23 protein-coding genes are annotated in these 25,127 nt (G+C 63.3%); 16 read left to right on the plus strand and 7 right to left on the minus strand.

Features of this window, described 5'->3' with window-relative positions:
• Position 1: 1 nt before the first annotated feature.
• Both flgF and JG747_RS10745 read right to left on the minus strand, forming a co-directional pair.
• Entirely contained in the window at positions 2-727 is a 726-nt protein-coding gene (gene flgF, locus JG747_RS10740) for a flagellar basal-body rod protein FlgF (RefSeq protein ID WP_019860945.1), read from the minus strand.
• A gap of 2 nt (positions 728-729) precedes the next feature.
• Entirely contained in the window at positions 730-1,851 is a 1,122-nt protein-coding gene (locus JG747_RS10745; RefSeq protein WP_038653309.1) for a DUF1217 domain-containing protein, read from the minus strand.
• A 162-nt stretch (positions 1,852-2,013) separates the two neighbouring features.
• On the opposite strand from JG747_RS10745, the gene motA reads away from it, so the two are divergent.
• From motA to JG747_RS10775, 6 genes are read left to right on the plus strand one after another with little or no spacing between them, the layout of a single operon-like run.
• Complete coding sequence (motA, locus tag JG747_RS10750) at positions 2,014-2,889, plus strand: flagellar motor stator protein MotA (RefSeq protein ID WP_019860941.1); 876 nt, start codon at positions 2,014-2,016, stop codon at positions 2,887-2,889.
• Positions 2,890-2,921: 32 nt separating this feature from the next.
• On the plus strand, positions 2,922-3,869 hold the full coding sequence (locus JG747_RS10755) for a FliM/FliN family flagellar motor switch protein (RefSeq protein WP_020629030.1): 948 nt from the start codon (positions 2,922-2,924) through the stop codon (positions 3,867-3,869).
• A 17-nt stretch (positions 3,870-3,886) separates the two neighbouring features.
• Positions 3,887-4,273 carry a flagellar motor switch protein FliN gene (gene fliN / locus JG747_RS10760; protein WP_019860938.1) on the plus strand — a complete coding sequence of 129 codons (387 nt, stop codon included), beginning with the start codon at positions 3,887-3,889 and terminating at the stop codon, positions 4,271-4,273.
• A 46-nt stretch (positions 4,274-4,319) separates the two neighbouring features.
• Positions 4,320-5,330, plus strand: a complete 1,011-nt coding sequence (locus tag JG747_RS10765; RefSeq protein WP_019860937.1) for a flagellar motor switch protein FliG — start codon at positions 4,320-4,322, stop codon at positions 5,328-5,330.
• A 3-nt stretch (positions 5,331-5,333) separates the two neighbouring features.
• The gene (gene flhB, locus JG747_RS10770; RefSeq protein ID WP_202361739.1) at positions 5,334-6,416 is read left to right on the plus strand and encodes a flagellar biosynthesis protein FlhB; all 1,083 of its coding nucleotides are present in this window, start codon (positions 5,334-5,336) and stop codon (positions 6,414-6,416) included.
• Positions 6,413-6,847, plus strand: a complete 435-nt coding sequence (locus JG747_RS10775; RefSeq protein WP_038649297.1) for a hypothetical protein — start codon at positions 6,413-6,415, stop codon at positions 6,845-6,847. Before flhB ends, JG747_RS10775 begins: the two co-directional genes overlap by 4 nt.
• Positions 6,848-7,031: 184 nt before the next feature.
• Here the strand turns inward: JG747_RS10775 and JG747_RS10780 are convergent, their stop codons facing one another.
• Together JG747_RS10780 and JG747_RS10785 are read right to left on the minus strand one after the other, a co-directional pair.
• Entirely contained in the window at positions 7,032-7,802 is a 771-nt protein-coding gene (locus JG747_RS10780; protein ID WP_019860934.1) for a helix-turn-helix transcriptional regulator, read from the minus strand.
• The gene (locus tag JG747_RS10785) at positions 7,799-8,509 is read right to left on the minus strand and encodes a helix-turn-helix transcriptional regulator (protein WP_027047354.1); all 711 of its coding nucleotides are present in this window, start codon (positions 8,507-8,509) and stop codon (positions 7,799-7,801) included. The genes JG747_RS10780 and JG747_RS10785 overlap by 4 nt, the downstream gene beginning before the upstream one ends.
• Before the next feature lie 505 nt (positions 8,510-9,014).
• On the opposite strand from JG747_RS10785, the gene JG747_RS10790 reads away from it, so the two are divergent.
• Positions 9,015-10,208 carry a TMEM43 family protein gene (locus JG747_RS10790; protein ID WP_236952242.1) on the plus strand — a complete coding sequence of 398 codons (1,194 nt, stop codon included), beginning with the start codon at positions 9,015-9,017 and terminating at the stop codon, positions 10,206-10,208.
• A gap of 74 nt (positions 10,209-10,282) precedes the next feature.
• On the opposite strand, the gene JG747_RS10795 is transcribed toward JG747_RS10790, so the two are convergent.
• Entirely contained in the window at positions 10,283-11,314 is a 1,032-nt protein-coding gene (locus tag JG747_RS10795) for a histone deacetylase family protein (RefSeq protein WP_064980712.1), read from the minus strand.
• Between the two features lie 23 nt (positions 11,315-11,337).
• Positions 11,338-12,096: a TetR/AcrR family transcriptional regulator gene (locus tag JG747_RS10800; protein ID WP_244748363.1), complete on the minus strand. Its 759-nt coding sequence runs from the start codon at positions 12,094-12,096 to the stop codon at positions 11,338-11,340.
• Between the two features lie 154 nt (positions 12,097-12,250).
• Between JG747_RS10800 and JG747_RS10805 the strand changes: the two genes are divergently transcribed.
• From JG747_RS10805 to JG747_RS10840, 8 genes are all read left to right on the plus strand, one after another.
• Complete coding sequence (locus JG747_RS10805; protein WP_202361741.1) at positions 12,251-13,930, plus strand: amidohydrolase; 1,680 nt, start codon at positions 12,251-12,253, stop codon at positions 13,928-13,930.
• Between the two features lie 139 nt (positions 13,931-14,069).
• A complete protein-coding gene (locus JG747_RS10810; RefSeq protein WP_019860926.1) occupies positions 14,070-15,164 on the plus strand; it encodes an ABC transporter ATP-binding protein in 1,095 nt (364 codons plus the stop codon).
• Positions 15,164-16,084: an ABC transporter permease gene (locus JG747_RS10815; RefSeq protein ID WP_202361742.1), complete on the plus strand. Its 921-nt coding sequence runs from the start codon at positions 15,164-15,166 to the stop codon at positions 16,082-16,084. The genes JG747_RS10810 and JG747_RS10815 overlap by 1 nt, the downstream gene beginning before the upstream one ends.
• A complete protein-coding gene (locus JG747_RS10820; protein ID WP_019860924.1) occupies positions 16,077-16,877 on the plus strand; it encodes an ABC transporter permease in 801 nt (266 codons plus the stop codon). Before JG747_RS10815 ends, JG747_RS10820 begins: the two co-directional genes overlap by 8 nt.
• Positions 16,878-16,900: 23 nt before the next feature.
• Positions 16,901-17,935, plus strand: coding sequence for an ABC transporter substrate-binding protein (locus JG747_RS10825; protein ID WP_202361743.1), 1,035 nt, complete (start codon positions 16,901-16,903; stop codon positions 17,933-17,935).
• Positions 17,936-17,999: 64 nt separating this feature from the next.
• On the plus strand, positions 18,000-19,196 hold the full coding sequence (locus JG747_RS10830) for a serine hydrolase domain-containing protein (RefSeq protein ID WP_202361744.1): 1,197 nt from the start codon (positions 18,000-18,002) through the stop codon (positions 19,194-19,196).
• 34 nt (positions 19,197-19,230) lie between these two features.
• A complete protein-coding gene (locus tag JG747_RS10835; RefSeq protein WP_202361745.1) occupies positions 19,231-20,412 on the plus strand; it encodes a serine hydrolase domain-containing protein in 1,182 nt (393 codons plus the stop codon).
• Positions 20,413-20,540: 128 nt separating this feature from the next.
• Positions 20,541-22,865: a Tex family protein gene (locus tag JG747_RS10840; protein WP_202361746.1), complete on the plus strand. Its 2,325-nt coding sequence runs from the start codon at positions 20,541-20,543 to the stop codon at positions 22,863-22,865.
• Here JG747_RS10840 and JG747_RS10845 read toward each other — a convergent pair whose 3' ends face one another.
• The gene (locus JG747_RS10845; RefSeq protein ID WP_019860917.1) at positions 22,866-23,777 is read right to left on the minus strand and encodes a LysR family transcriptional regulator; all 912 of its coding nucleotides are present in this window, start codon (positions 23,775-23,777) and stop codon (positions 22,866-22,868) included. It abuts the gene before it with no gap.
• 102 nt (positions 23,778-23,879) lie between these two features.
• On the opposite strand from JG747_RS10845, the gene JG747_RS10850 reads away from it, so the two are divergent.
• Positions 23,880-25,076: an acyl-CoA dehydrogenase gene (locus tag JG747_RS10850; protein ID WP_038649275.1), complete on the plus strand. Its 1,197-nt coding sequence runs from the start codon at positions 23,880-23,882 to the stop codon at positions 25,074-25,076.
• Positions 25,077-25,127: the final 51 nt, after the last annotated feature.

A 25,127-nucleotide genomic window follows, 5' to 3' on the forward strand; every position in this document is an offset into this window, starting at 1 on the left:
ACTATGACTTCGAGCCGAGCGTCTTGATCGCCTCGTCAGTGGAAGAATCCGTCTGCCGCATCAGGGCGGCAGTGTTCTCGAAGGCGCGCTGGACCATGATCAGGCGGGTCATCTCCAGCACCGGATTGACGTTGGATTCTTCGACGAAGCCCTGGGCGATGCCGACATCGGAGCGATCGGTGACCGGCTCGGGGGTGCGCGCCGGCACGATGCCGGAATTGCCGTAGCGCACGAAATTCTCGCCCGGGTCGAAATTGTAGAGGCCGATCGAGCCGACAAGCTGGTCGTTCTGGCGCAGCGAGCCGTCGGCGCCGGCCTTGGGCGGACCGTTGCGGGGGTCGAGCTGGATCGGCGCGCCGCCGGCGTCGAGCACCGGATGGCCTTCGATCGACATCAGCTCGCCATTCTCGTTCATCGAGAAGCGGCCGTCGCGGGTCATGACGGTGCCGGCCGGTGTGTCGATGGCGAACCAGGCGTCGCCCTGGATGGCGAAATCGAACGGATTGCCGGTCTCGGTCAGCGAACCGTGGGCGCCCGAAAGATAGGTCTTGCCCGACGAGGCGAAGGACACTGATTTCTGCCCAGTGCCCGACACCATGTCCTCGAATTTCACGCCGGTGGCGCGAAAGCCGACAGTGTTGGCGTTGGCGACATTGTCGGCGATGGTGTCGAGCCGGCGCTCGAGCGCCATCTGCGCGGAAAGGGCGACGTAAAGACTATCCTGCATGATCAGAACTTCAACTTCTGCATGGCCATCATCAGGTCGGTGGAGATGCCCGCCGTGACCGGTTGGGCAAAGAGCACGCTGACTGACGTCACGGCCGTCGAGGTCGGATTGTTGATCTCGTACATGCTGGTGAAGCGGGTCAGGAACTTGCCGAGTTTCACGGGGTCGGTGAAATCCGAGATGTCGAGCTTCTGTTCGAAGAGCTGCGCCTGCTTGTCGATGTCGGCAGTGGCGAAGGAATCGGGGAGCCCCAGCGCAGTGCGCACGACGCTCGCAAGGGCAGTGTCGGCGAGCACATCGTACCAGCTGGTGATGTCGGGCGCCTTGCGCTGGAAATAAAGCGCCAGCCGCACGCCCTCATTGGTCTTGCCGGCATCCTCCTCGAGCGTCTGGCGCATATACTTGTCGACAGTCGGCTGCTGCGCCGGATTGATGGTGGTGGCGGCTTCGCCGTACTGCTCGAAGTTGAAGGCCGAGGCCAATGCCGCGTAGGCCGGGTTTTTCTGTTTGTTGGCGACGCTGTTGGGGTCGCGCACGCCACCCTGCAGGACCTGTTTGATGAGGTCCTTGTTCTCCGTCGCCGAATCGAGACCGAACGCGGCCAGCGCGTAAGTGTAGAGCCGGCTGTTCGACATCAGGTCGTCGACCGATTTCACCTTGGTGATGTTGGCGAGATAGTAGGTCGTCTCGCCCTTCACGTAGTCCGAATTCGGATCCAGGCCGGCGATCTGCGCCTGCGTGGCGTAATTCTTCGTCACCAGCTGCTGCGCCTTGTTGTAGATGGTGGCGTCGGCGCCATTGGCGGCGAAGTTGAAGGCGCTGACGAATTGGGCATAGCGCTTGTCGGTCAGCTTGTTGGCGAAACTGTTAGGGTCGGTGACGCCTTCCTTGAGCGCCTTGACCATGAAGGCCTTGGCGTAGTCCATGTCCTCCAGCCCGTAGGCCTTCATGGCAAATTTGAAAAGCCGGTCATTGTTGACGAAATCATCGATCGATTTCACCTTGGTTATGTTGGCCAGGTAATATTTGGTATCGCGGTCGACAGTCGGCTGCTGCTCGATGCGGTCGATCGACTTGTTTATGTCCTTGGTGATCAACTGGTAGCTGGTAAAGGTATTGAGCAACGTCATGCCTCCGGCCGAAGCTTAATGTCGCGACAATAACCTCACTTCCTTGCGCGAAACTGAATCGCCCAACATTCGGTTCCGTGGCAGCCCGGATTCAAGCCTCACACAAGGCACGGGGACTATCCCTTGGACCTGTTGTGAAATGCGGAAGGACCTGTCGTGGGCATTCTGATTGGACTTGTGGTGACGCTCGGCTGCGTCCTTGGCGGCTTCATGGCCATGGGCGGGCATCTGCACGTGCTGGTCCAGCCGTGGGAAGCCGTGGTCATCTGTGGCGCCGCACTGGGGACTTTCCTGGTCGCCAACCCGATGAAGACGGTCAAGGATACCGGCAGGGGCATTCTCGAGGCCTTCAAGCAGGCAGTGCCGAAAGAACAGGACTATCTGGAAACGCTCGGCGTCCTGCACAGCCTCATGCGCGAATTGCGCTCGAAGTCGCGCAGCGAGGTCGAGGCGCATATCGACAATCCGGAAGAATCAGCGATCTTCCAGGCCTTTCCGACGGTGCTCAAGAATCACGATCTGATGAATTTCATCTGCGACTACTGCCGCATCATCATCATCGGCAATGCCCGCTCGCACGAGATCGAGGCGCTGATGGACGAGGAGATCCAGACCATCAAGTCCGACAAGATGAAGGCCTATCACGCGCTGGTCGCTGTCGGCGACGGCCTGCCGGCGCTGGGCATCGTCGCCGCCGTGCTTGGCGTGGTCAAGGCGATGGGCGCACTCGACCAGTCGCCGGAAATCCTCGGCGGCCTGATCGGCGCCGCGCTTGTCGGCACATTCCTCGGCATCTTCCTGTCCTATGCCGTGGTCGGGCCCGTCGCCACCAAGATCAAGACGGTGCGCGAGAAGAAGAACCGCCTCTACATCATCGTCAAGCAGACGCTGCTCGCCTACATGAACGGCGCGCTGCCGCAGGTGGCGATCGAATTCGGCCGCAAGACGATCTCGTCCTATGAGCGGCCGACCATCGACGCCGTCGAGCAGAGCACGATGAACACCGGCGGCGCCGAGAAGAAGGCCGCTTGAGCAATGCACGACAGATCGGTGCCGACACGGTCATGACCAGCCCAGGCAGCCCCGCGCAAGCGCGTTCGTTGATCATCGAGCGCCTGGTCGGCGACAGCGGCGAGGCCGATCAGGTCATCGACGCCGGCCGCGCCATGGCCGAACGCGCCGTGCCGCTGCTGCAGAAGGGCCTTTCGGACGAGCTCGGCGTTCCCGTCATCGTCGACCTCAAGGCCGTCGAGGTCAGCCGCGTCCCCGAGGCGCGCTCGCGCGCCGGCGACAATTTCGCCATGACAGTCGTCGGTTCGCCGGCATCCTCTGATGCGATGACGCTCGTCATCGACGCTGCCGCGATCGCGATCATGGTCTCGACGCTGTTTGGCGGCGATCCGGATATGCCGGCGTCGCCGATCGAGCGCGATCTGTCGCCGATCGAGGCCGATGTCTCGACCATGGTGTTCCAGGAGGTGGCGCAGGCGCTGAACGGATCCGGGCGGCGCTCGCTCGACCTGCGTCTGCCCGTGCCGCGGGCGATGTCGGGTACCGAGGCGAAACGGCATGTGCTGCGCGACGGCGCTGCCATCCGCATCGTCCTTGGCATCTCGACGCCGGTCGACAGCGGCTCCATCACGGTGACCATGCCGCAGCGTGTCGTCCTTGCCGGCCGCGACGGCACCGCCGGCCTCAGCGAAGACGATCATGGCAGCAGTTGGCGCGCACGCTTTTCGGAAGAGGTGATGCGCTCGACGGTGGCGCTCGAAGCCACCATGCCGCTGACGCGGCTGACGCTTGGCGACCTCGCCAATCTCCAAGTGGGCCAGGTCATCGACTTCGACGAAACGGCGCAATCACGAGCTCGCCTCAGCGCGCGCGGCCAGACGCTGTTCGTATGCGAGTTCGGCAAACTGGGGCAGAATTACACCGTCCGAATCAAGCATCCCTTCGATGCCGGGCAGGATTTCATCGATGGGCTCATGCCGGCCGGTGCCGGGCGCGCCTGAGCTTTTGGAGACAACGCATGGCCAAGACCAAAGTGGAAGCAGAACTCGACCAGCCGGACGAGCAGCTAGACCGCGCCATCGAGGAATTGCGCGGGGTCCTGCATGAAGAGGAGCAACGCCCAGATGCGGCTTTCAGGGCCGCCGCGGGCGCCAATTCAAACGTCATCATGAACATCCCCGTCGATGTCCAGATCATCCTCGGCAGCACCGAGATGGCGGTGGCCGACCTGATGGCGCTGCAGAAGGGTTCGACGGTGGCGCTCAACCGCCGCATCGGCGAACCGGTCGACGTCGTGGTCAACGGCCGCAAGATCGCCCGCGGCGAGATCACGGTGCTCGAAAGCGATCCCTCGCGCTTCGGCATCAGGCTGACCGAAATCATCGCCGGCACGAAGGGCGCCTAGACATGGCTGGTGGGGCTTGCCGGTTGCAGCGGAGGCGAGAGGCAGCATGACGCCGCTGACGACCTTGACGCGCGCGCAGAAGGCGGCCGCCATATTGGTGGCGATGGGCAAGCCGTCCGCCAGCCGCCTGTTGAAATTCTTCAAGCAGGAAGAGCTCAAGGCGCTGATCGAGGGCGCGCGGCTGCTCAGGACCATTCCGCAGAGCGATCTCGAGCGCATCGTCGCCGAGTTCGAGGCCGAATTCACCGAGGGTGCCGGCCTGCTCGATTCCGCCGACAGGATGGACACCATCCTCAACGAATCGCTGTCGCCCGAAGAAATGAACGCCATCATGGGCAACAAGAAGCCGGAGGCGGCGCCCGAAGGGCCGCCACCGATCTGGCCCGATCTCGAAAAACTCGAACCTTCGCGGCTGGGCACCTTCCTGGCCGGCGAACATCCGCAGACGGCGGCCATGGTGCTGTCGAAGCTGGCGCCGCAGGCGGCGGCGAGCGTGCTTTTGACGCTGACGAAGGAGATGCGCGGCGAAATCATCAAGCGCATGGTGACGATGGCCAATGTTCCGGCGGCCGCCACCAGGATCGTCGAAAACCGGTTGCGCACCAGCGTGCTGTCGGAAACCTCGACCAAGGACACTTCGGCCGGACAGGCGCGCGTCGCCAGCGTGCTCAACGAGCTGGACAAGCCGCTGCTCGAGGAGGTCATGCAGGACCTGGAAGCCGCCGGCACGCCCGACCTCGACGGTGTGAGGGCAAGGCTCTTTGCCTTCGACGACCTGCCGCTGCTCACCCAGAAGGCGCGCGTGCTTCTGTTCGACGGACTGTCGACCGAGCTTGTCACGCTGGCGCTGCGCGGTACATCGGCGGCACTCGCCGAAGCGGTACTCTCGGCAATCGGCGCACGGTCACGGCGCATGATCGAAGCCGAACTTGGACAAGGGTCGGAGGGAGTTCCGGCTGCCGACATACTGGCGGCGCGCAAGACCATCGTGACGACGACCATCCGGCTGTCGCGCGAGGGCGCATTCGAACTTCCCGCGACGCAGAACGCCGCCTAAGGCATGTCCGACGCCGCCGACAAGGACTCCAAAACCGAAGAGGCGACGGAAAAGAAAGTCCGCGAAACCATCGAACAGGGCAAGCTGCCCCATTCGAGGGAAACCGCGATCCTCGCCTCCTTCGTCGCCATACTGGTGTTCACCGTCTTCTATGCCAAGGACGCGGTCATCAACCTCGGCATGTTCCTGTCGATGTTCCTCGAGAAGCCCGAGGCCTGGCCGATGAACACCGAGACCGATGTCATCGATCTCTACAAGATCGTCATGCTGGAAGTGGGCCGCGCCGTCGTCAGCCTGCTGGTGCTTTTGACCGTCGCCGGCATCGGCGCCTCGGTGCTCCAGAACATGCCGCAATTCGTCGGCGAGCGGATCAGGCCGCAGCTGTCGCGCATTTCGATCACCAAGGGCTGGAACCGGATGTTCGGTGCCCAGGGCTGGGTCGAGTTCCTGAAATCCCTGGCAAAGGTCGGCTTCGCCATTGCCGTGCTCACCTTCACACTGTCGGAGGATCACCGCAAGCTGCTTGCCGGGATGATCACCAATCCGGTTGCTTTCGGCCTCGTCATCCGCGGCATCGCGGTCGACATATTGGTGGCGATCGTCTTCGTCATGGGGCTGATCGCGGCGATCGATATCGTCTGGTCGCGCTTCCACTGGAAGCAGGACCTGCGCATGACCAAGCAGGAGTTGAAGGACGAGTTCAAGCAGTCCGAAGGCGACCCGATCGTCAAGTCGCGGCTGCGCTCGCTGGCACGTGACCGCGCGCGCAAGCGGATGATGACGGCGGTGCCGCGCGCGACGCTGATCATCGCCAACCCGACCCACTTCTCGATCGCGTTGAAATATGTGCGCGACGAGGATTCGGCGCCGCTCGTGGTGGCCAAGGGGCAGGATCTGGTGGCGTTGAAAATCCGCGAGATCGCGAAGGAGCACAACATTCCGATCTTCGAGGATGTGACGCTCGCCCGCTCCATGTACAAGCAAGTTTCGGTCGATAATGTGATCCCGTCGCAATTCTACCAGGCCGTCGCCGAGCTGGTGCGGATCGTCTACTCGAAAAAGGCTGAGCGCAGACAGATTTCATGAACCGCCAACCACACGCAAAATCCCGCGAGATCATCGTCGCCAGCGCCATCGAGCAGGTGGTCGGCGAACTGAGATTGATCGATGTCGCCGACTACATCGCTTTCATCCGGCTGGAGCATTTCGCCTGCCTTTCGGATCTGGTCGATTCAGCGGTGGAGCTGTTCTTCATGCCCGGCACGCTCAAACTCGGTCATGGCGGCGAGGCGCATGTCGACTGGAGCGGCAGTCCGCGCATCGTGCTCGACCTGGAACTCAGGCCACCCGGTGTGACCGTCTATTTCCAGCTGACGCTGAGCGAGGCCGGCAATTCGGTCGCGGTCAATTACGTGTCGTTCGAAAAGCCCGGCGAGGACCCCGAGCACAATACGGCGCTGCTGGAGGCGGTGATCGAACAGGCCCGGATCCGCAAGGTCGAGCCGCTGGCCTTCTGAGGTCTGTTGATATTCAGGTGAGGCCGGCCTGCAATTGGTGGCTCCGTGCGCTTCCCCGTTCTACTGCGTCGCAGTAGAACTGAGCGCACGTACCCAAAAGTACGCTCCGCTCCGGTTCTCGGTATCAACCATTTTCGGCTCAGCCTGACCTGAATCTCAACAGACCTGAGCGCCTTATCAGCGATTACTCGATCAGGCCCAACCGCAGCGCCTTGGCGACCGCCTGGTTGCGGTTGACGGCGTTGAGCTTCTGGGTCGACTGGGTCAGGTACTGGTTGGCGGTATGCACCGACAGCTTCAGGAGCCGCGCGATCTCCTCGCTGGTGTTGCCGTTGGCGGTCAGCTTCAGGCATTCCAGTTCGCGCTTGGAGATGGCTCGCATCCTGCCGGCATCGCTCGGACGGATACGCGCGACAGCGGCGAAGAGGGAAAAACAGCGGGCGTGGATTTCGTAGAGTGCATCCTGCGGCAGCGCGATCTCCGATCCCAGGAAGACGACAAGGCCGCACTGACCGCGATCGGCGTGGACGGGAAAGGCAATGCCGCTGGTGCCGGGCGCCAGGGGAGATATCTGCGCGGTCCAGGCAAGGTTGCCGAACATTTCGGCCATGGCCGCGACGCCGTCATCCGTCCACCAGCGTGGCTCCGTCGAGTTGTGGGTGTGGCGCACGATCTCCTCGCCATTGGCGCCCGAGATGAACTTCGTCGCCACGGCAATGCCGGGATAGTCGGAATCGAAGCACGGCACCAGCCGCGCCCGTTCCGGCGACGGGCTGACGAAGTACAGGCCGAAGGCCGAGGCGTTGATGTCTACCGATATCCAGCGACAGCGGCGCACGGCATCGGGAATGGTGACGGCGTGATGTGTCTCGGAGCTGAGCGAGAAGGCGCCGAAGGGGCTGCGCTGCTCGTTGAAAAGGGCCTCCGCGGCGTCCTTGATGTCGGCGTGTTTCAAATGATGCCACTCCTGATCGCCGTGGCGATGGCCATCGCACGGTTCGAGGCCGCGAATTTCTGGATGGCGTGGGTGATGTAGCTGTTGACGGTGTTGGAGGAGACGCCAAGGATGACCGCCACCTCATCGGTGGTCTTGCCCTCCGAGACCCAGAACAGGCATTCGCGCTCGCGATCGGAGAGCGGATCCTGCATGGCGGCGGCGGCGATCAGCTGCGGGATATGCGAGAGCGCGTAGCAGCATTTCAACTGCGCCTTCATCAGCGCCGGCTGGTCGATATGGCCTGATGTCGCCGCCGAGAACAGGGCGAACAGACGCTGGCGGCCGACATTCAGCCGCAGCGAGTAGATCTCGGCATGGCCGAGCACGTCGAGAAGGCGGGCCTCTTCGCCGGAGACCAGCCCGTCGGCATCGGGCGCCTCGGCGGCCACCAGCGGTCTAGGCCGGATGCCGGGCGCGACCGTGAGGGCCCCTTGGGCAAGGCTGGCGATCAGCCGCTTGCCGATCAGTTCGATGGCGTCGAAGATCCAGTTCGAGGAGACGATGCGCGCGTCGTTGCGGTCCTGGTCATGGACGATGGCGACCAGCATGTAGCTGTCGGCGCCGATCTCGGCGATCAGCTCCATGAAAAAGCTGGTCAGATCACCGCGCGACGTCAGGCGCGAGCCCAATGTGTCGGATTGAAGAAGCGCGGCGGGACTGCTCATTTGTTGCTTTTGGCCGGAATCGTTTCTGCCGTCCGGATGCTGGAGGCCAGCCGCCGAACCCGAAAACGCGTTACTTTTACGAGACACACACGAGGCGCGGGGCCGCGCCCAACCAGACGGAATCCATTCAGGGAACGCGAAGACATCCGCGTCTGGCGCCGGAAGATTCCGGAACGTGAGACTTTGGGTGGTCGCCGCGCCCCCCAAGGACCGGCTGATTCGGGTCTAATCTACCCGCAGATGAATCCGACATCAAACGCGATTTGACAAAATCGAATCCGACGGACTCACATGCGACTCAGAGGTCGACTTTCGCGGCCTTCGAGCGTGCGAAAATGCCGGGACTGCGCAAGCCGGCCATATCCGCGCTCCGTCCGATGCGATAGATTCGCAAGCGCCGAAGGGGTGGGCACCTTCGGCAATGGAGTTCGTAGCTGCGTTACGGCCGCGGTCGTTGGCAGCGGTGCCATGCGGGCTCCCGGCATCTTTTGTTTCGGGGGAAACGATGAGCGATTCATTTCGGGAAGTTACTTCCGTCTCGTGGTTCGGACGGATCAAGCGCGCGGTCGGTGGGGTTATCTTCGGCCTGCTCTTGATCGTGCTGATGGTGATCGGGCTGTTCTGGAACGAGGGCCGCGCGGTGCAGACGGCGCGCTCGCTGGCCGAAGGCGCCGGCGCCGTGGTCTCGATTGGCGCCGACAGGGTCGATGCCGGCAATGACGGCAGACTGGTGCATGTCAGCGGGCCGGTGACGGCCGATAGCGGCCTGTCGGATCCGGATTTCGGCATCGCCGCGCAAGGACTGCGGCTGTCGCGCAGCGTCGAGATGTATCAGTGGAAGGAAGAGTCCAAATCCGAGACCACCAAGAAGCTTGGCGGCGGCGAGGAGACGGAGACCACCTACAGCTATTCGAAAGTGTGGGACGACAGCCAGATCGACTCTTCGGACTTCAAGAAGCAGGACGGCCATCAGAACCCGCCAATGGCGATCCACAGCCGCGCCTTCCAGATCCCTGAAGGCAAGCTCGTCGCATTCGATCTGGACACGCCGGTGCTCGACCGCATCGACGGCGACAAGGCGTATTCGCTGTCGGCCAGCCAGTCGGCGGCGATCAAGGCCGCCTATTCCGGCACGAAGCCGCTCAGCGTCGTTGATGGCAAGATCTATCTCGGCAGCGACAACACGACGCCCGCATTGGGCGACTACCGCATCGGCTACGAACTGGCGCCGCTCGGCGTGGTCAGCATTGTGGCGCGGCAGGCCGGCAGCCGCTTGGAGCCGTACCAGACGCAAGCGGGCGATGCGCTGCTGATGGTCGATACCGGCAACGTGCCGGCCGACAAGATGTTCGCCGAGGCGGTGAGCGCCAACACGCTGATCACCTGGCTGCTGCGCGCCGCCGGTCTTTTGCTGCTGACCATCGGCTTTGCCCTGTTCCTCGGCCCGATCGGCGTGATCCTCGACGTCATCCCGTTCCTCGGCAGCATGGCGCGGATGGGAACCGGCATCATCGCCTTCTTCCTGGCGATCCTGGTCGGCACGACGACGATCGCGATTGCCTGGTTCTGGTATCGGCCGGTTCTGGCGGCAGGCATACTGGCGGCCGGCGTCATCGCGGCGGCGGCGGTCTATTATCTCGGCCGCTCACGCAAGGTTGCCGCGCCAATGGCCACGCCGAGCACAGGTACCGCAACGTAGCTTGCAAAAAAGGGCTGATATGCCGCCCTTTTTCGTCGTACCTCTTATTGTCCGCTCCGGGTTTGTGGGCAGGCTTAGCGGTCCTCGAAACCGGTCAGCACGCCGACGGCGTTGATGCCGATCTCCTCGACGGCATAGCCGCCTTCCATGACGAACAAGGTGGGAAGGCCGAGCCTGGCGATGCGGCGACCGATCTTGGGATAGTCGGGGCTTGTCAGCTTGAACTGGCTGATCGGGTCCTTCTCGAAAGTGTCGACGCCGAGCGAAATGATGACGATGTCGGGCGCATAGGCGGCGAGCTTGGCGCAGGCATCCTCAAGCGAGGCGTTCCAGGCGTCCCAGCCGGTGCCGAACGGCATGGGATAGTTGATGTTGAAGCCTTCGCCCGCGCCCGCGCCGCGTTCATCGGCATGGCCGAGGAAGAACGGGTATTCGACCATCGGATCGCCATGCAGGTTGAGGACCTGCACGTCGGCGCGGTCGTAGAAGATTTCCTGCGTGCCGTTGCCATGGTGGTAGTCGACGTCGAGGATGGAGATGCGTTTGGCGCCCTGGTCGAGGAACCACTGCGCGGCGACCGCGGCGTTGTTGATGTAGCAATAGCCGCCCATGAAGCCGGCGCCGGCATGGTGGCCTGGCGGGCGGCAGAGCGCGAAGGCCGACCTCTCGCCGCCCTTGACCAGGCCGGCCGCGGTCAGCGCCACGTCATAGGACGATTTGATCGCGGCCCAGGTGCCTTCGACGAAGGTGGCGCCGGCATCGAAGGAATAGTAGCCGAGCAGGGCATCGACACGCTTCGGCGGCACGTCGCCACGCAGGCCGCGCGTCGGCCAGGTGAAGGGCATGGCCGTGCCCTCGTGGCCGGAGGCTACCCATTGCGGCCAGACCGTCGGCAGGAAGTCGATATAGTCTGATTTGTGGATGCGCTTGGCGGCGGCAAGATCGTGCTCGAGCGGCAGGACGATCGGACCGAGCTTCTCGCTTTCGACCCGTGCCTTGATGAATTCCGCCCGCGAGGGTTTTTCAAAACCCGGCACGATCGCCGAGGTGACCAGTTCCATCTGGCCGGCATGGCCAGCATGAAGCGGCGAATAGACAGTCTTCATGAAATTCCTCTCGAAATGCGAAATCAGTCAAGGTTGAGATAGGGGCTCACCAGAGCGAGCCACATGGTTTCCACATCGTCCTCGATGAGGTCGTATGTCCTGCGATCTCTCTTCAGTCCGACCAGCCGGCAGGCGTGGCCGACCTCCATCATCACCAGGCCAAGCCGTTTGGCGATCTTGTCTTCGAGAGCCGGATTCACATGCCGCAGCCAGGCGGCGTAAAGCGCGATGATCTGCTGATCATATTCGTCCTGGATAGGCCTGAGATCGGCGTTGCCGGATATGGCCTCGATCACCGGCATCAGGGTCGCGTTTTCGAGATAGATACTGGACGTGTCGATGAAGAGCTTGCGCACTTCGCGCCGAAATTCGTCGCGGTTGGTGGGCCGGGGGACCTTGATGCGCTTCTCGATCACTTCGGGAAAGGAGGACAGCCAGCGCCGGGCGAGGTCCAGAAGAATGGCTTCCTTATTGGGAAAGTATTGATAGACCGAGCCGACCGACAGGCCCGCGCGCTGCGCAATGGCGAGCGTCGTCGGCGTCCTGGTTCCTTGCTCCCGCGTCAAGATCAGCGCCGCGTCGAGAATGCGGTCGACCACCTTGCTCGACCGTTGCTGCCGAGGCTGCTTGCGCGGCTCGAGCGCTATCCTGGTTTTGCGGTCGAGACTGCGCTTCACTGCTCTATGTCCTCGTTCCCCGCCTGGTCCCAACACGAGCGCAGGGTGCTGTCCACAATACATTCTAAATTCCGCATGTTGACAAACGCGAATAATCAGTCGCATTCTTTATCCACGCTGTCCCTAGGGATAACAAGGGGAATTTCGAAGGCAGCGGACTGGCATCGTTTTTTGTTCCGTGGCGCCGCTCCGGTGGAGTGGCAGGTCGTTGAGCGCAGGGCTGTCGGTCTCAGTCGATCATCAAAAGCGCGGAGTCGCGATGTCTGCTACGGGTACGGGTCACAATGCGGATCTGATCGTCATCAATGGTCGTGTGCTGACCATGGACGGTGGCAATCCCGTAGCCGAGGCCGTTGCCGTCAAGGATGGCGCCATCATCGCCGTTGGCAGCCGGGTCGCCATCGAAGAACTCAAGGGAACGGCCACGCAGGTGATCGACGCCAAGGGCGGTTCGGTCCTGCCCGGCTTCATCGAAGCCCATATGCATCTGTTCTCGGGAGGGGCTGAGCTCGCGCATCTTCAGCTTGGCGGTGTCCATGGCTTCGAAGCGCTGCAAAAGGCGATCCGCGACTATGCATCGACCAAGCCCGACGCAAAAATGCTGGTCGGGCAGGGCGTCGACTACACGGTGCTCGGCGACGAGCGGGTGACGCGCCACCATCTCGATGCGATCCTGCCGGATCGCCCGTTCTGCATGGCGGCGCCCGATCATCACACGATGTGGGCCAACACCAAGGCGCTGGAGATGGCCGGCATCCTGCAGGGTCGCGCGCTTGGTCCGGGCAATGAAATCGTCATGGGCGAGGATGGCCTGGCAGCCGGCGAACTGCGCGAGGGCGAGGCCTTCGGCCCGGTGCTCGATCTTGCCGGCGAGGGCCGGGTGCGGCTGGGGCTGGCGACCGGCGGCGAGCCGGATCCAATGCCATCCGCAGCCGAACGCGCCGCCGACCGCGACATCATGCGGCGCGGCCTGGCCTGGTGCGCGCGTCACGGCATCACCTCCATCCAGAACATGGACGGCAATCTCTACCAGCTCGAGCTGCTGGCCGAAATCGAGGCCGAGGAGGGGTTGCCCTGCCGTGTGCAGATACCCTTCCACTACAAGAATTTCATGACGCTCGACATGCTCGACAAGGCATCCGTCATGTCCGAGCGCTACAACAGCGAGTGGCTGTCGTCGGGCATGGTCAAGGTGTTCTATGACGGTGTGCTCGATTCCTGGACGGCTGTGATGGTCGAGCCGTATGCCGACCGTCCCGGCTGGGTGGGCGAGCCGCTTTTCACACCGCAGCAATTCATCGATCTCGCCGTTGCCGTCGACAGGCGTGGACTGCAGATCGCGGTGCACTCGATCGGTGATGGCGCAGTGCGCGCGGTGCTCGACGGCTACGAGGCGGCGCAAAAGGCCAATGGCAAGCGCGACAGTCGCCATCGCATCGAACACATCGAGGTCACCACCACGGCGGACGTGCCGCGCTTCGCCGAACTCGGCGTCATCGCCTCGATGCAGCCGCCGCACCCGCCCGGCGCCATGGATTTCCCGCTCGAGCCGACCGTGTCGCGCATCGGGCCGGCCCGCTGGCCATTGAGCTATGCCTGGCGAACCCTGAAGAATGCCGGCGCGCATATCGTCTTCGCCTCGGATTGGCCGGTGTCGCCGATCGACCCGATCCTGGGCATTCAGGCGGCAGTGATGCGCAAACCATGGGCAGACAGCGACCCGGACCAGAGTTTTTCGCTGCAGGAATCGCTCGCCGCCTACACGGTCGAGGGCGCCTATGCCGAATTCGCCGAACACCGCAAAGGCACGCTGAAACCAGGCTATATGGCCGACCTGGTGGTGCTGTCGGCCGATATGGAAAAGACGGCGCCGGCCGATCTGCACAAGGTGCGCCCGGTGACGACGATTTGCGGCGGCAAGGTGACCTATCAGGCCTGACAATGGCATGAGGCTTGCTGGCTAAAGACGGACTGAACTGTGATTCAATGCCGGGCTTGCCAACCTACCGGGCGTGTGGTCACATCGAACAGGGGAACAGCTCCGCCAGCAAGAGCGGGGTCAACAGTGAGGCGTAATCGTGCCGGACAAACCGGATCGGAATGCGATTGAAGTAGTAAACGTCAGTAAAATTTTCGGATCGGGTGAGGGGCAGGTCGCCGCCCTCGACAAGGTGTCGGTATCCATTCGCGAGAACGAGTTCTTCACGCTGCTGGGACCGTCCGGCTGCGGCAAGACGACCCTTCTGCGACTGATCGCCGGCTTCGACTTTCCAACCGCCGGTGAAATCCTGCTCTACGGTCAGGACATCGCGCCGCTGCCGCCCTTCAAGCGGCCGGTCAACACCGTCTTCCAGTCCTACGCGCTGTTCCCGCATATGACGGTTGCCGACAATATCGGCTTCGGCCTGGAGATGCTCGGCAAGCCGAAGGGCGAGATCAAGGCGCGCATCGCCGAGATGCTCAAGCTGGTCAAGATGGAAGCGCTGGCCGGCCGCCGCACGGCCCAGATTTCCGGTGGCCAGCAGCAGCGCGTGGCGCTGGCCCGGGCGCTCGCGCCGCAGCCGAAAGTTCTGTTGCTCGACGAACCGCTCTCGGCACTCGACTACAAGCTGCGCAAGGAGATGCAGATCGAGTTGAAGCGGCTGCAGCACGAGACCGGCATCACCTTCATCTTCGTCACCCACGATCAGGAAGAAGCGCTGACCATGTCGGACCGCATCGCGGTGATGTCGTCGGGCAAGATCCTGCAGGTTGGCTCGCCCTGGGATATATACGACAAGCCGGCGGAGCGCTTCGTCGCCGACTTCATCGGCGAGACCAACTTCCTCACCGCCGCCATATCGGGCACCGGCAACGGCAAGACACGCGCGACGCTCAAATCCGGGACGACCATCGAGGCGACCGTTGCCGAAGGGTTCCAGCCGAAGGACAACGCCACGGTGGTGGTGCGGCCCGAGCATGCCAAGCTGACCAAGGACAAGGGAGACCTGTCTGGCACGGTCGAGAACATCGTCTATTTCGGCACCGACACGCATATCCATGTCCAGCTCGACAGCGGCGAGGCCTTCACCGTGCGCCAGCAGAACACACGCAGCGCAGGCTGCGGTTTCGAGCGCGGCGACAAGGTCGGCATCCTGATCGGCAACGACGCCGCGCAAGTGCTGAGGGACTGATGGCCACCGCGGAAGAAGTCGCCAAGGCAGCGGAACGGCGTGATGTCCGTGACCGCTGGCTTTTGTCAGCACCGGCGCTGCTGGTCATCCTGCTCGCCGCGACCGGCCCGTTGCTGATCGTGCTCGTCTACTCGTTCCTGACGCCCGGCACCTATGGCGACGTGAAATGGCAGTTTTCACCCGATGCCTGGGTGTCGGTGTTCATGGAACGTGACATTTTCGACGACACGCTTTCGCTTGCGGCGGCGCATGTCACCATCTTCTGGCGCTCGATCAAGCTTGCGGTGGTGACGACGCTGGCGACCTTGGCGCTCGGTTTCCCGACCGCCTATTTCATGGCGACGCGCAGCGAGAAGACCAGGGATCTCTGGCTGTTCCTGATCACCATCCCGTTCTGGACCAACCTCCTGATCCGGACTTTCGCGGTGCTGCAGATCATCCGCAACGAAGGCATCATCAACACGATCCTGCTCAAGCTCGGCATCATCTCGGCGCCGATCCAGATCCTCTACACCGACACCGCGATCCTGATCGGCATGGCCTATGTCTACCTGCCGCTGATGGTGCTGCCGATCTACGCCAGCATGGAGAAGCTCGATTTCCGCCTGGTCGAGGCCGGCTATGATCTCTACGCGACACGCTTCAAAGTGCTGCGGAAGATCATTTTCCCGCTGGTCAAGCCCGGCGTCATTGCCGGCTCGATCCTGGTCTTCATTCCGGCACTCGGCGCCTATGTGACGCCGGTCGTGCTGGGCGGCGGCAAGAACATGATGCTGTCCAACCTGATCGAATTGCAGTTTGGACAAGGACGCAACTGGCCGCTTGGCTCGGCGCTGTCGATCACGGTGATGGTCATCGTCATGCTGGCGTTGCTTGCCTATGTGCGCAACGCCGGCAAGTCAGGGGTGCGTCATGGCTAGCAACTTCTCAATCAAGCACCAGCCGGGCTTCACGGCGATCGCGGCGACCTGCTTCGTCGTGCTCTATTTGCCGATCATCGTGCTGGTCCTCTACGCCTTCAACGCGGCGAGCTCGACATCCGAATGGGGCGGCTTTTCGCTGAGATGGTTCCAGTCGGCCTACCAGAACACGCAGGTCATCGACGCAACGCTGCGCTCGTTCCAGATCGGTGCCATCGCGGCGGTGCTGTCGACCATCTTCGCCACGATGGCGGCACTCGCCACCACGCGCACCGCCCCCTATCCCGGACTCACCTTCAAATATGCGGCAATCAACCAGCCGCTGATGGTGCCCGAGATCGTCACCGGCGTGGCGCTGCTGATCTTCTTCTCGCGCATCAAGATCTTCACCGGCTATTCCGGCCTCGGTTACCTGATCGCCGCGCATACGGCGTTCTGCATTCCGTTCGCCTATCTGCCGATCCGGGCGCGGCTGGAGAATATGGACCTGACGCTCGAGCGCGCCGCGGCCGATCTCTACGCGACCCCGTGGAAGACCTTCCGCCGTATCACGCTGCCGCTTTTGTGGCCCGGTATCCTTGCCGGCCTGATGCTGGCCTTCGTCATCTCGCTCGATGACGTCGTCATCACCGAGTTCGTCAAATCGGGCGGCCAGGACACGCTGCCCACCTACATGCTCGGCCAGATCCGCCGTGGCGTCACACCCGAGATCAACGCGATATCGACCGCCTTCCTGCTGCTTTCGGTCGCGATCGTCACGTTGTTTTTCTTCGTCAGCAGGAAACGAGACTGAACCTGAAAATGGGAGTTAGAACGATGAACTGGAAGACAACGGCGACCGCCATGGGGTTGGCGCTGCTCGCTTCGACGGGCCTCGCCCGCGCCGAGGGCGTGCTCAACATCTACAATTGGGGCAACTACACCAGCCCCGACATGATCAAGAAGTTCGAAGACAAATACAAGATCAAGGTGACCATCACCGACTACGATTCCAACGACACCGCGCTTGCCAAGATCCGGCAGGGCGGCACCGGCTTCGACATCGCCGTGCCGTCGCAGACCTACGTGCCGATCTGGATCAAGGAAGGCCTCCTGCTCGAGACCGATCCGGGCAAGATGGAGAACTTCAAGAATGTTGCGCCGGAATGGGCCAATCCCGAATTCGATCCGGGCCGCAAATATTCGGTGCCGTGGGCCTGGGGCACGATCGGCGTCGTCGTCAACACCGATGCCTACAAGGGGCCGGCCGATACGTGGGGCATCGTCTTCAACACGCCCGACGAGCTGAAGGGCAAGGTCAACGTCGTTCCCGAGATGAATGACGTCATCTTTGCGGCGATCAAATATGTCGGCGGCCAGCAATGCACCGACGACAAGGCGGTGCTGAAGAAGGTGCGCGACCTTTTGGTGGCGGCCAAGCCGAACTGGATCGCGATGGAATACAACACCATCGAAAAGATGGGTGCCGGCGACTTCAAGGCAACCAGCGACTGGAACGGCTCGGCGCTGCGCCAGCGTCTGGCCAATGCGGCCATCCATTACAACTATCCGAAGGAAGGCTTTGGCCTGTGGAGCGACAATGTCGTCGTCCTGAAGGAAGCCAAGAACGTCGAGAACGCCAAGCTGTTCCAGAACTTCATCATGGATCCGGAAAATGCGGCTGGCCTCTCGGCCTTCCACCGTTACGCCAACGCCATCACCGGCTCGGACAAATACATGCCGGCCGACATGAAGGACGCGCCGGAAGTCGTCATTCCGGCCGACGCCAAGCCGAAAGGCGAATTCCAGAAGATGTGCGCGCCGGAAACGCAGGAACTCTACACCAAGATCTGGACCGAACTGCAGAAATAATCGCTGCATGCCAGACCCGGCGGCAAACACCGCCGGGTCTTTTCTTTTCCGGGAATGGCCTTTCATGGACTCCTATCGCAACAGCGATCCGCGGCCGCCGATCATGCAGGGCTCGCCGCCAGTCATGGTGCCGCCAAAGCTCGACTGGGACCGGCCGCCGTGGAACCGCTGGGCGTTCCAGCACATCAGGGAAATTCTGCCCACCGCCGAAGTCTGGCGCGGCAATGGCCATCGCCATCGGCTCCAACGCGCCGAGGTCGATCTCGACGGGCTGCCGGTCGAGGACAGCGAGGGCAGGCCCTCGACGCTCTCCGGGTTGCTGGACGAGACCTATACGGATGGTTTCCTCGTGCTCAAGCACGGCAGGATCGCCTATGAGCGCTATTTCAACGGCATGTACGTGCGCACGCTGCATCTGTCGCAGTCGATGGCCAAGTCCATCACCGGCTCGGTGTTCGGCATATTGGCCGGGCGAGGCCTGATCGATCCGGCCAGGCCGGTGACCGACTATTTGCCGGAACTCGGCGCCACAGGCTGGGCCGGCGCCAGCGTTCAGCATGTGCTCGACATGACGACGGGCGTGCGTTTTTCCGAAGAGTATGCCGACCGCTATTCCGATATCGGCCAGGTCGATGTCGCCACCGGCTGGAAGCCGGTGCCGCCGGGCAGCGATCCGGACTTCCGCTGGCCCTCGCATATGTTCGAGCTGATCCTGGGCTTGAGGGACACGGTCCGGCCGCACGGCGCGGCGTTCGAATACCGCTCGATCGAGACCGACGTGCTCGCCTTCATCATGGAGCGGGTGACGGGCAAGCGGCTGGCGCAGCTGGTGTCGGAGGAACTCTGGCAAAAGCTCGGCGCCGACGAAAGCGCCTGCTTCACCGTCGATAGCGCCGGCTATGCGCTGGCCGATGGCGGCTTCAACGCGACGCTGCGCGACTATGGCCGCTTCGGCCAGATGATCCTCGACAATGGCGGCGGCATCGTGCCGGCCGAATGGATCGAGGCGACACGCAATGGCAGGCATGGGCCTGATTTCTCCGCCAGCCTGCCGCAGGGCAGCTACCGCAACCAGTTCTGGATTGAGAATCCCGCCTCGCGCGCGCTGATGTGCCGGGGCGTGTTCGGGCAGATGATCCATATCGACTGGAACACGGGAATGGTCGTGGTGAAGCTTTCGACCTGGCCGGATTTCAGCAATCTCGCCTACTCCACGGCGACGCTGAAGGCCGTGCACGCCATCGCCGCCGCGCTGCTCTAGGCCCCCCACAAGAAACGACCTTAAAGGAAACGCCATGACCGGCAAGACTGCGTTCGAGATTCGCCACGGCTTCCGCCGCAACGAGGTGCTGCTTTCCAACTGGCGCGAAAGCCCGTTCAACCGATGGTCGTTCCAGAACCTTGGCGAACTGGTGCCGACGGCACGCGTGGCCGCGGCGTCGGCTGGTGCCGAGGCACAAGCGATGGATTTCGGTGGTTTGCTCGGCGAAAAGGTTTCGGTCGCCAGCGCGCCGGAGAAGGTCGCCGAATTCCTCATACGCTCCAGCACCGACGCGCTGACGGTGATGAAAGGCGGCAAGGTGATCGGCGACTGGTTCGCGCCGCACATGGATTTCGGCGCCCGCCACATCATCTTCTCGATCAGCAAGTCGGTGACCGCGATTATAGCCGGCATATTGGAAGGCGAGGGGGCGTTCGATCCGGAAGCGCCGGTGACGACCTACATTCCCGAAGCCGCCGGCTCGGCCCATGGCGATGCGAGCACGCGCCATGTGCTCGACATGAGCGTCAGCCTTGATTTCGAAGAGGCGTATCTCGATCCGGAAAGCGCCTTTGCCCGCTATCGCCGCGCCACGCTATGGAACCCGGGTGGCGGCACGGAAAGCCTGCGCGAATTCATCCTGTCCTTGCAGCGACTTGCCGAGCCGCACGGCCAGACTTTTCGCTACCGCTCGCCCAATTCCGACCTGCTCGGCCTGCTGCTTGAGCGCGCGTCCGGCCAGCGCTTCAGCGACCTGATGCGCGAGAAGCTGTGGCTGCCGCTTGGCGCTGTCAGCGAGGCCTCGATCGGCGTCGACATGGAAGGCACGGCGCGCACCGCCGGCGGCATTTCGGTGACGCCGCGCGACCTGGCGCGCATCGGCGAGATGATGCGGCAAGGCGGCACCGCCAATGGCCGCCGCATCGTGCCGGAGGCCTGGGTGCGCGATACGGTCAGCACTGGCGGCAGTGCGGAGGCCTGGCAGCGTGGCACGATGGCTTTCCTGTTCCCCCAAGGCCGCTATCGCAACAAATGGTACCAGACAGGCAAGCCGAGCGGTGCCTATTGTGGCATCGGCATTCATGGCCAATGGCTCTATGTCGATCCGAAGGCGGAGGTGGTCATCGCCAAGATGTCGTCGCAGCCGGTGCCGGTCGACGATCCGCTCGATGCCGAGATTGTAGCGTTCTTCGAAGCGCTGACCCAACTGGTCTGACCCGTCGGGCGCGGCTTCGTTGCCGCATGCTTTCCTGTGGACCGCCCGCGACGGTTGAAAACGTCGCGGTTGGCGAGACAGGCGTCTGCGCCTATGGTCGCCGCTCTTTTGATGAGAGCAGGAACGACATGGCATCCGACATCAAGCGCATCGCAGCCATTATCGCGGCAGAGATCAAGGCGCGGCCCGAACAGGCGGCGGCGGCGATCGAATTGCTCGACGAGGGCGCGACGGTGCCGTTCGTGGCGCGCTACCGCAAGGAGGTGACCGGCGGGCTCGATGACACGCAGTTGCGCGACCTTGCCGAGCGGCTCGCCTATCTGCGCGAGCTCGACGCCCGCCGCGACACCATCCTCGGCTCGATCCGTGAGCAGGGCAAGCTGACCGAGGACCTGGAAACCAAGATCGCTGCCGCCGCCACCAAGGCGGAACTCGAAGACATCTATCTGCCCTACAAGCCGAAGCGCCGCACCAAGGCCGAGATCGCCCGCGAGCGTGGGCTGGGACCGCTGGCCGAGGCCATCCTTGCGAACCGCGCGCTGGTGCCCGCCGAACTGGCGCTGGCCTATGTCACCGAGGAGGTCGCCGACGCGAAGGCAGCCCTTGAAGGCGCGCGCGACATCCTGTCGGAGCAGTTCGCCGAGAATGCCGATCTGGTCGGCAAACTGCGCACCTACATGAAGGACCGTGCCTTCATGCGCGCCCGGGTGGTCGACGGCAAGCAGGAGGCCGGCGCCAAATTCTCCGACTATTTCGACCATGTCGAGCGCTGGGCAAACGTGCCGAGCCATCGCGCGCTGGCCATGCTGCGCGGCCGCAACGAAGAGGTGCTGTCGCTCGACATCGAGGTCGATGCCGACGATGCGTCGCCGGTGAAACCGGTCGAACGGATGATCGCCAACGCCTATGCGATCGGCGCCAGCCTGCCCGGCGACCGCTGGCTGATGGAGGTCGCCGGCTGGACCTGGCGCATCAAGCTTTCGCTGCACCTGACGCTCGATCTGATGCGCGACCTGCGCGAGCGGGCCGAGGAAGAGGCGATCCATGTCTTCGCCCGCAATCTGAAGGATTTGCTGCTGGCCGCGCCGGCCGGATCGCGGCCGACGATGGGGCTCGATCCCGGCATCCGCACCGGCGTCAAGGTGGCCGTGGTCGACGGCACCGGCAAGCTGGTGGCGACGACGACGGTCTATCCCTTTCCGCCCAAGAACGATGTGCGCGGCACGCAGGCCGAACTCGCCAAGCTCATCCGCCTGCACAGGGTCGAGCTGATTTCGATCGGCAACGGCACCGGCAGCCGCGAGACGGAGAAGCTGGTGGCGGACATGCTCTCCGACATGCCTCCCGACGGCGGACCGAAGCCGCTCAAGGTGATCGTCAGCGAGGCAGGCGCCTCGGTCTATTCGGCGTCGGCGACGGCGGCGGCCGAATTCCCCGGCCTCGACGTGTCACTGCGCGGCGCGGTGTCGATTGCGCGCCGCCTGCAGGATCCGCTGGCCGAACTGGTCAAGATCGAACCCAAATCGATCGGCGTCGGCCAGTACCAGCACGATGTCGACCAGTACCGGCTCGGCCGCTCGCTGGAGGCGGTGGTCGAGGACGCGGTCAATGCGGTGGGCGTCGATCTCAACACCGCTTCGGCGTCGCTGCTGGCGCGGGTTTCGGGCCTTGGCGCATCGCTCGCCGACGCCATCGTCGCGCATCGCGATGCGACCGGCCCCTTCGCCAGCCGCAAGGACCTTCTGAAGGTGCCGCGGCTGGGACCGCGCGCCTTCGAACAGTCCGCCGGCTTCCTGCGCATCGCCAATGGCAGCGAGCCGCTCGATGCCTCGTCGGTGCATCCGGAAGCCTATGGCGTGGCCAAGAAGATCGTCGCCGCCTGCGGCCGCGACGTGCGCTCGCTGATGGGCGACAGTGCCGCGCTCAAGGCGCTCGATCCGCGCGTCTTCGTTGACGAGCGTTTCGGCCTGCCGACGGTGCGCGACATTCTGGCGGAGCTGGAAAAGCCCGGCCGCGACCCGCGCCCCGGCTTCAAGACGGCGACCTTCGCCGACGGCGTCGATGACATCAAGGACCTCAAACCCGGCATGCTGCTGGAAGGCACCGTGACCAATGTCGCGGCCTTCGGCGCCTTTGTCGATATCGGTGTCCATCAGGACGGGCTGGTGCATGTCTCCCAACTGGCCGACCGCTTCATCAAGGACGCGCATGAAGTGGTCAAGGCCGGCGATGTGGTCAAGGTGCGCGTCGTCGACGTCGACATCAAGCGCAAGCGCATCGCGCTCTCCATGCGCAAGGATGGCGGCGAGGGTGGTGCGTCGCGTGGTGGGCCGCGCGACAATGGTGGCGGTAGGCCGACGCCGCGCACGCCAGCGCCGCAACGCCAACCGGAACGGCCGGCCCAGCAAGGGGCCTTCGGTGCGGCGCTGGCGGATGCGCTGAAGCGCAAGTAGCTACCAGGCCAGAACAGCCGGCTCCTTCTCAACCTGCTCCAGCAGCCAGTCGCGAAAGCTGGCGACGGGGGGATGGTCGCGCTTGTCGTGCGGGACGACGAGGTAATAGGCGCTACGGCTTTGCATGGGCTGGCCGGGCGCCGGCACCAACTGGCCGCGCTGCAATTCGCCCGCGATCAGGAGCAGCGGCAGCAGCGCGATGCCAAGCCCCGCCGTGCAGGCCTGGGCGGCGGTGCCGAATTGTTCGAACTGCATGCCTGGTCCGGCCGGCGCGCTCAGGCCCTGATGCTCGAACCATTCGGTCCAGGCGCCGGGTCGCGTCGCCATATGCAACAGCGGCAGGCGGCCAATATCGGCCGGCGTGGCGATGGCGCGGCCGGCGAGGAATTCGGGCGACGCCACCGGCGCGACGGTTTCACGCACCAGCAGTGTCGAATCGGCCTCCGGCCAGTCCGGCAGGCCGTAATGGATGGCAGCGTCCAGCCTTTCCCTGGCGAAGTCGAAGCGGCCGACGCGGGTGACGAAGTTGATGGTGATGTCGGGATTGCTCTCGACGAAATCGGGGATCATCGGCATCAGCCAGCGCGTGCCGAAGGTCGGCAAAATGGCAAGGTTCAGGATGCCACTATGCCGATTGCTCATCAATCCAAGGGCCGCGTCGCGCAATTGGCCAAGCGCCGAACGCACTGCTTCGGCGTAGATTTCCCCAGCCGTCGACAGCCGGACATTGCGGCTGTCGCGCTCGAACAGGCGGCGGCCGAACTGGTCTTCGAGCAACCTGATCTGCCGGCTGACCGCGCCCTGGGTCAGATCCAGCTCTTGAGCAGCGGCAGTAAAAGACCCAAGCCTGGCCACCGCCTCGAAGGCGGCGAGGGCACTGATTTTGGGCAGGAGGCGGCGCTGGACACTCATGATCTATTCCTAACGCTCATTGATCCGTGAATCAATTTCGTTTGATTTTTTAAGGCTGCGGGCCGATAAGCCGGGCTTCACCCGTTTGAGGATCGACAAGCCATGGCCGCCGACAAGAATGCATTCGTCTGGGAAGACCCTTTCCTGATCGAGGACCAGCTTTCGGAAGAAGAGCGCATGGTGCGCGACGGCGCGGCGGCCTTCGCCGCCGACAAGCTCGCGCCGCGCATCGAGGATGCCTATCTCAATGAAAAGACGGATGCCGGCATCTTTCGCGAGATGGGCGAGGCCGGCTTGCTCGGCATTACCATCCCGGAAGAGTATGGCGGCCTCGGCGCCAATTATGTGACCTACGGGCTGGTCGCGCGGGAAGTCGAACGCGTCGATTCCGGCTACCGCTCGATGATGTCGGTGCAATCGTCGCTGGTAATGTATCCGATCCACGCCTATGGCTCGGAAGAGCAGCGCAAGAAGTACTTGCCAAAGCTTGCCAGCGGTGAGTGGATCGGCTGTTTCGGCCTGACCGAGCCGGATGCCGGCTCCGACCCGGGCGGCATGAAGACGCGCGCCGAGAAGACGGCAAACGGCTACAAGCTCAGCGGCTCGAAGATGTGGATTTCCAACGCGCCGATCGCAGACGTGTTCGTCGTCTGGGCGAAGTTGAAGGGCGAGAACGGCAAGGACGAGATCCGCGGCTTCGTGCTGGAAAAGGGCATGAAGGGGCTGTCGGCGCCGAAGATCGGCGGCAAGCTGTCGCTGCGCGCGTCGATCACCGGTGAAGTGGTGATGGAAGGCGTCGAGGTCGGCGAGGACGCGCTGCTGCCGAACGCCAAGGGCCTTGGCGGCCCGTTCGGCTGTCTCAACCGGGCTCGCTACGGCATCTCCTGGGGCTCGATGGGTGCGGCGGAAGATTGCTGGCACCGCGCCCGCCAATATGGTCTCGACCGCAAGCAGTTCGGCAAGCCGCTGGCCGGCACGCAGCTTTACCAGAAGAAGCTCGCCGACATGCAGACCGAGATCGCGCTGGGATTGCAGGCATCCTTGCGCGTCGGGCGGCTGCTCGATGCAGGCAAGATGGCGCCGGAAATGATCTCGATCGTCAAGCGCAACAATTGCGGCAAGGCGCTCGACATCGCCCGCCAGGCCCGCGACATGCATGGCGGCAACGGCATCCAGATCGGGTACCACGTCATGCGCCACGCGCAGAATTTGGAGACGGTCAACACCTATGAGGGCACGCATGACGTGCATGCCTTGATCCTGGGAAGGGCGCAGACGGGCATTCAGGCGTTCTTCTAAGTCATGCCTCAAGCTGGTTTCAGCTGCTTAAATTAGGTGCACCGCAACATC

Origin of the sequence: Mesorhizobium sp. 131-3-5 (genome assembly GCF_016756575.1) — a bacterium.
Classification (GTDB): domain Bacteria; phylum Pseudomonadota; class Alphaproteobacteria; order Rhizobiales; family Rhizobiaceae; genus Mesorhizobium; species Mesorhizobium jarvisii.